Source organism: Faecalimicrobium dakarense, assembly GCF_000499525.1.
Taxonomy (GTDB): Bacteria; Bacillota; Clostridia; order Peptostreptococcales; family Peptostreptococcaceae; genus Faecalimicrobium; species Faecalimicrobium dakarense.
The window spans coordinates 1-5033 of record NZ_HG529249.1 but is presented as its reverse complement, the minus strand read 5'-3'; the positions used below and the strand labels follow the sequence as shown (position 1 = coordinate 5033).

Below are 5033 nucleotides of genomic sequence, written 5' to 3'. Positions count from 1 at the left end.
AAAAATTAAAAACTTACCCATTGGTGCTATTGCCACCCTACTAAGTGTACTTACTTTAGCCAATATATTTGCTACTTTAGGATTTAATTCTTTAAGACACATATCTGTTAATCTTGGAGTAGTACTAATAATTGCAGGTTTTTTAAAATTATTTTTATACCCAAAACAAGTAGCTCTAGAACTTAAAGATATGGCCTTAGCTAGCATATATCCTACATTTTGCATGTCTATGATGCTTATGGCTTCTTATTATGTAAATTATAACTATGTATTTGGAAAATCTTTATGGTTATTTGCAGTCTGCTTAAATATAATAATAATAATAATATTTACTTATAACAACTTAATTAAAAATTTTGAACATGTAAAGTTTCTACCGCCATTTTGGGTAGCATATGTCGGAATCATAGTTTCTGTGATAACTAGTCCAGGAATGAATGAACCTGTTCTTGTAAATTGTATTTTTTATTTTGCATTTGCTGCTTATTTCTTAATATTACCATTTATGATTCATAGATTATGTACAAAGCCTGTTGCAGATGGACCGTACCCTACATTGTCTATTATGTCTGCACCACCAAGTCTTTGTGTAGTTGCTTATTTAACTTTATTTAGTGATCCAAATGTGTATTTAGTTTTATTTTTATATGCACTTGTATTTATAATGACAATATATATGTATACTAGATTTCCTAAAATATTTAGTATGAAGTTTATACCTACATTTGCTGGAGTAACATTCCCACTTGCAATATCTACATTAGCAACATTTAAAGTGTCTGCTTTTATGGCTAATTTAGGTCAAACTAACTTCTCAATTATACTTAGAGAATTTGGTTCAATTGAACTTGTAATAGCTTGTGCTGGTATAGTATTTGTAATCTATAATTTTATAAAAATGTTTATAAACTCATTTAAAACTGAAAATATATAAATTTAAATAATTTAAAAGTAAGGGTTAGTACCCTTACTTTTTTTATTTATAACTAAATTCAAAATTCTTTTCTATATTAAAGAAATCTGAGTAGTCTATATCAAATAAACTTTTCTTTACTTTTGAAACATCAATATTTTCTTTTATAAGTTGAGTTAATATTCCAGCATAAGATAAGTCTCCTTGTATTATACTTCCATATATCTTCCCATCTTTATGAATAATTTTTTTATAACTTTCTTTATCAATATCTACTTCTACATTATAAGTATCATCTTTAGGCTCTATCATTCCAATTGACATTGTAGCTATACCAACAAAGTTCATAGTATTTTTACTACCAAAGAAATCTGTCATTACCATGTCTTTTCCTGCCATATTATTAGCTGCAATTATTCCTTCTTTAACAGCTGTTGGCCATATAGGATTTCTTCCACTTACGTCTCCTGCACCGTATACATCTTTTATGTTTGTTTTACCCTTTTCATCTATTATAAGTCCAAATTTATCATACTTAATATTACTATTTTCTAAAAATGAAATATTTGATCTTACTCCGGTTGCAACTATTACTAATTCACATGGTATTTCTTCGCCAGTGTTTATCATTAACCCTTTAGGATTATTATTTGAATCTAGTAATAATTTTTCAGCTTTTACTCCTAATTTTAAATTTACTCCACGTTCAGTAAATTTATTTTCATAAACTTTTGATGTATAACTATCTAATTGTATAGGAAGTATTTTTTCTCCCATTTCTACTAGAGTTATATTTACATCATAATCTATTAATCCACTTACTGCATCAATTCCAACAAGTCCTGCACCAAGAACAACTACATTTTTAACATTTTTAACTTGTTCTTTTATAATAACTGCATCATCTAAATTTCTAAGACCTACTACATTATTAGCTTCTCTTAATCCTTCAATAGGAGGTATAAATGCAGATGCACCGCTACAAATCATTAGTTTGTCATAACTCAATATTTCTCCATTTGAAAGATTTATAGTTCTTTCAATATCATTTACACCTTTAACTTCTATACCTTTTATCCAATTAATATCATTTTCTTTAAAGAAATTTTCATCTACAAAGTTAAGCTTTTCTATATCTCTATGTCCTGATATATAATGATGCAATATACATCTTGAATATACATTTTCATCTTTAGATATCAATGTAATTTCTGCATTTTTATCTAGCGTTCTTAAAGTTTTAGCTCCACTTATTCCTGCTGCTGATGCCCCTATAACTATATATTTCATTAGTTTTGTACCTCCTCTAATGTAATCGCTCCCATTGGACATTTATCTACACATTGAGGTTTACCCGATTTATGATCTTTACATCCATCACACTTCATTATTTCCTTTTGATTTTTACTATCAGCTTTTAATACTCCATAAGGACACGCCATTATACACATATAACAACTTGCACATTTTTCTTTATCATAGTTCACAAGTCCAGTTTTACTATCTTTACTCATAGCCCCTGTCATACAAGTATAAACACACTCTGGTCTATCACAATGTCTACAAAATATTGGTGCATATTTTGATTCGCTATCAATTGTTATTCTGCTTCTCGTATCTTCACTATCATGAGATACCATACATGCAGTAGTACATGTTAAACATCCAACACATTTACTTCTATCTATATTAATTCTTCTCATATTTATCCCCTTCATTATCAATTAATAATATTTACTGGTACAGTTTTATATGATGGTTCCTTTGAGTATGGATCATATATAGATGGAGTAAGTGAATTCGTCTCTATATAATGAATTGGTGCATATAAGTGACCATACTTAACATCATCAGATATTACTGCATTAAATTCGCTAGTTACTCCATTTTGTGATTTTATTTTAATTCTTTCATTCTCTACTATGTTTAATTCATCAGCTAATTTAGGATTTATTAATACATAAGATTCTTTTCTAACTATCTTGTTTACTGCATCTATCTCTCTTGATCTAACACTAGTATGCCATTGTCCTACAGTTCCTCTTCCAGTGTTAAAGATATATGGAAACTCTTTTGAAGTTTTTGTTGGGTTTGGAGTTATATCTTCAAAAATTATTTTAGCTTTTTTACTTGGTGTATAGTATTTATTATCCTCAAATAATCTTCTCTCATCGTCTTTTAATATATCACCTTTTCTAAATGGCCATTGTACTCCTTTTGATCCTTTTTTATCCTCACCTTCTAACATTTCATAGGTTACTCCAGTTATATCGCAAGGCATACCTTTAGAACATTTTTTAAGTAATTCAAATGCATCTTTTGGTGTTTTCCATTTATCTAATAAACTTCCCATACCTAATTCTTTACCTATATTATAAAATATTTCATAATCAGACATTTCCCCTTCTGCCTTAGGTATTATAGGATTAACTTTTGATAATCTACGTTCTGTATTTATAAGCACTCCTTCTTTTTTTATACCTGGAACTGAAGGTAAGAATAAATCACAAAGTTTAGCACTATGTGTATCTTCATATATATCTTGTACTACAAAGAAATCTAAATTCTTAACTGCTTTTTCAAACTCTTGATTATTTGCCCATGAATGTCTTGGGTTTGTGCATATTATCCATAAACCTTTTATCTCACCAGCTTGAATTTTTTCTATTATTACGTTATATGGTATTGTTGGCTTAGTTGGTAATAAACTTTCATCTATTTCTAACGCATCAGCTACCACTTCTCTTCTAAGCGCATTATCATAATCTCCCCCACCATAAAATCCTGTTGTATTACTAAATGCTCTTGATCCCATTGCATTACTTTGACCTGTTAATGAATTTGCCCCTGTTCCTTCTCTTCCTATATTTCCTGTTATTAACGCAAGATTTATTATACCCTGTGCAGTTCTCACCGCTTGGTAACCTTGATTTACTCCCATCGTCCACCAAAAAGATACTCTTTTTCCGTTGTGTATAATTTCTGCTAATTCTAAAACTCTTTCTTTAGATATTCCCGTTTCCTTATAAACATTATCCAAAGTGAATTTTTTAACATGACTTTTGAAATCTTCAAATCCCTCTGTAAAATTTTCTATATATTCTTTATTTATCCAATCTTTTTCTATTAAAATATTAGCTATTGTATAAATTAAAGTTAAGTCTGCCTTTGGCTTAATATCTATCCATATATCTGATTTAGCTGCTGTTTCTGATTTTCTAGGGTCTATAGTTATAATTTTTGCATCCTTGTTGTCTTTTAAACGACCCCAAAATACTGGATGAGCTATAACCGGATTTGCTCCAACAAATATAATCGTATCTGAAAGTTCTGCATCCTTTAATGTATATGGTGGTGAATCAAATCCAAAACTTTGCTTGTGTGCAACAACCGCTGTAGCCATACAGAGTCTTGTATTACCATCACCGTTTATTCCCATGTAATTTCTTCCTACATGTCCTAAAAGAGCCATGTCTTCAGTTGTCATTTGTCCTGTACTTATATATGCTACTGATTCTTTTCCATATTTTTTTTGAATATCTGTCATTTTTTTTAGCAAATATTTTGAAACCTTCTTCCCAAGATATTTCTTTCATTTCATTATTTTCATCTCTTAAAAGAGGTCTTTTTCTTGCTTTTATTTTTGTATGTTGCTTATCAAGGTTTATACCCTTTATACAGCAAAATCCCTTATTTACTGGATAATCTTTTGTAGGCATTACCCTAGTTATTTTATCATCTTCAACGTAAAAATCTAAGTTACATGCAAGTGCACATATATTACAAGTTGATTGTATCTTTTTCATATTATTTTACATCTCCACTTCGTAAATTAATAAATCTTCTCTTACTTTAATTTTATAATTTAATAAATTTTTATACCGTGATTTTAGTCACATATCCAATAGTTTAAGTCATTTTTTTAACAATCTATTATTGATATGCAACATAATATATTTAAAAACTTCGATAATTTAACAATATTATTATCTTTATTAAAATTAAATATCATACTATATCTATAATTTCTTTTTTATATATTCAAGTTAAAGATACTAGGTTCATTAACTAAGGTAAAAGATATCAACTGGAGATTAATCCTTATTTAGTGTATATCAAT

Annotated in this window: 5 protein-coding genes; 1 reads left to right on the top strand and 4 read right to left on the bottom strand. The window is 28.7% G+C overall.

The window, feature by feature from the left end; all coding sequences use genetic code 11:
* Positions 1-4 precede the first annotated feature (4 nt).
* A complete protein-coding gene (locus BN899_RS03115; RefSeq protein ID WP_042272831.1) occupies positions 5-934 on the top strand; it encodes a TDT family transporter in 930 nt (309 codons plus the stop codon).
* Between the two features lie 42 nt (positions 935-976).
* On the opposite strand, the gene BN899_RS03110 is transcribed toward BN899_RS03115, so the two are convergent.
* Genes BN899_RS03110 through BN899_RS20320 form a run of 4 tightly spaced genes read right to left on the bottom strand, consistent with a single transcriptional unit; the run spans position 977 to position 4719 of the window.
* On the bottom strand, positions 977-2203 hold the full coding sequence (locus BN899_RS03110) for an NAD(P)/FAD-dependent oxidoreductase (protein WP_042272829.1): 1227 nt from the start codon (positions 2201-2203) through the stop codon (positions 977-979).
* Positions 2203-2616: a 4Fe-4S dicluster domain-containing protein gene (locus BN899_RS03105; RefSeq protein WP_042272826.1), complete on the bottom strand. Its 414-nt coding sequence runs from the start codon at positions 2614-2616 to the stop codon at positions 2203-2205. Before BN899_RS03105 ends, BN899_RS03110 begins: the two co-directional genes overlap by 1 nt.
* Before the next feature lie 17 nt (positions 2617-2633).
* A complete protein-coding gene (locus BN899_RS03100; protein WP_330362424.1) occupies positions 2634-4460 on the bottom strand; it encodes a molybdopterin oxidoreductase family protein in 1827 nt (608 codons plus the stop codon).
* Positions 4390-4719 carry a hypothetical protein gene (locus tag BN899_RS20320; protein WP_330362423.1) on the bottom strand — a complete coding sequence of 110 codons (330 nt, stop codon included), beginning with the start codon at positions 4717-4719 and terminating at the stop codon, positions 4390-4392. Before BN899_RS20320 ends, BN899_RS03100 begins: the two co-directional genes overlap by 71 nt.
* Positions 4720-5033 lie beyond the last annotated feature (314 nt).

What these genes read in the sequence shown, in the direction of transcription:
- BN899_RS03110 (WP_042272829.1), bottom strand. Translation starts at nt 2,203, where the DNA reads ATGAAATATATAGTTATAGGGGCATCAGCAGCAGGAATAAGTGGAGCT.
- BN899_RS03105 (WP_042272826.1), bottom strand. Translation starts at nt 2,616, where the DNA reads ATGAGAAGAATTAATATAGATAGAAGTAAATGTGTTGGATGTTTAACA.
- BN899_RS03100 (WP_330362424.1), bottom strand. Translation starts at nt 4,460, where the DNA reads ATGACAGATATTCAAAAAAAATATGGAAAAGAATCAGTAGCATATATA.
- BN899_RS20320 (WP_330362423.1), bottom strand. Translation starts at nt 4,719, where the DNA reads ATGAAAAAGATACAATCAACTTGTAATATATGTGCACTTGCATGTAAC.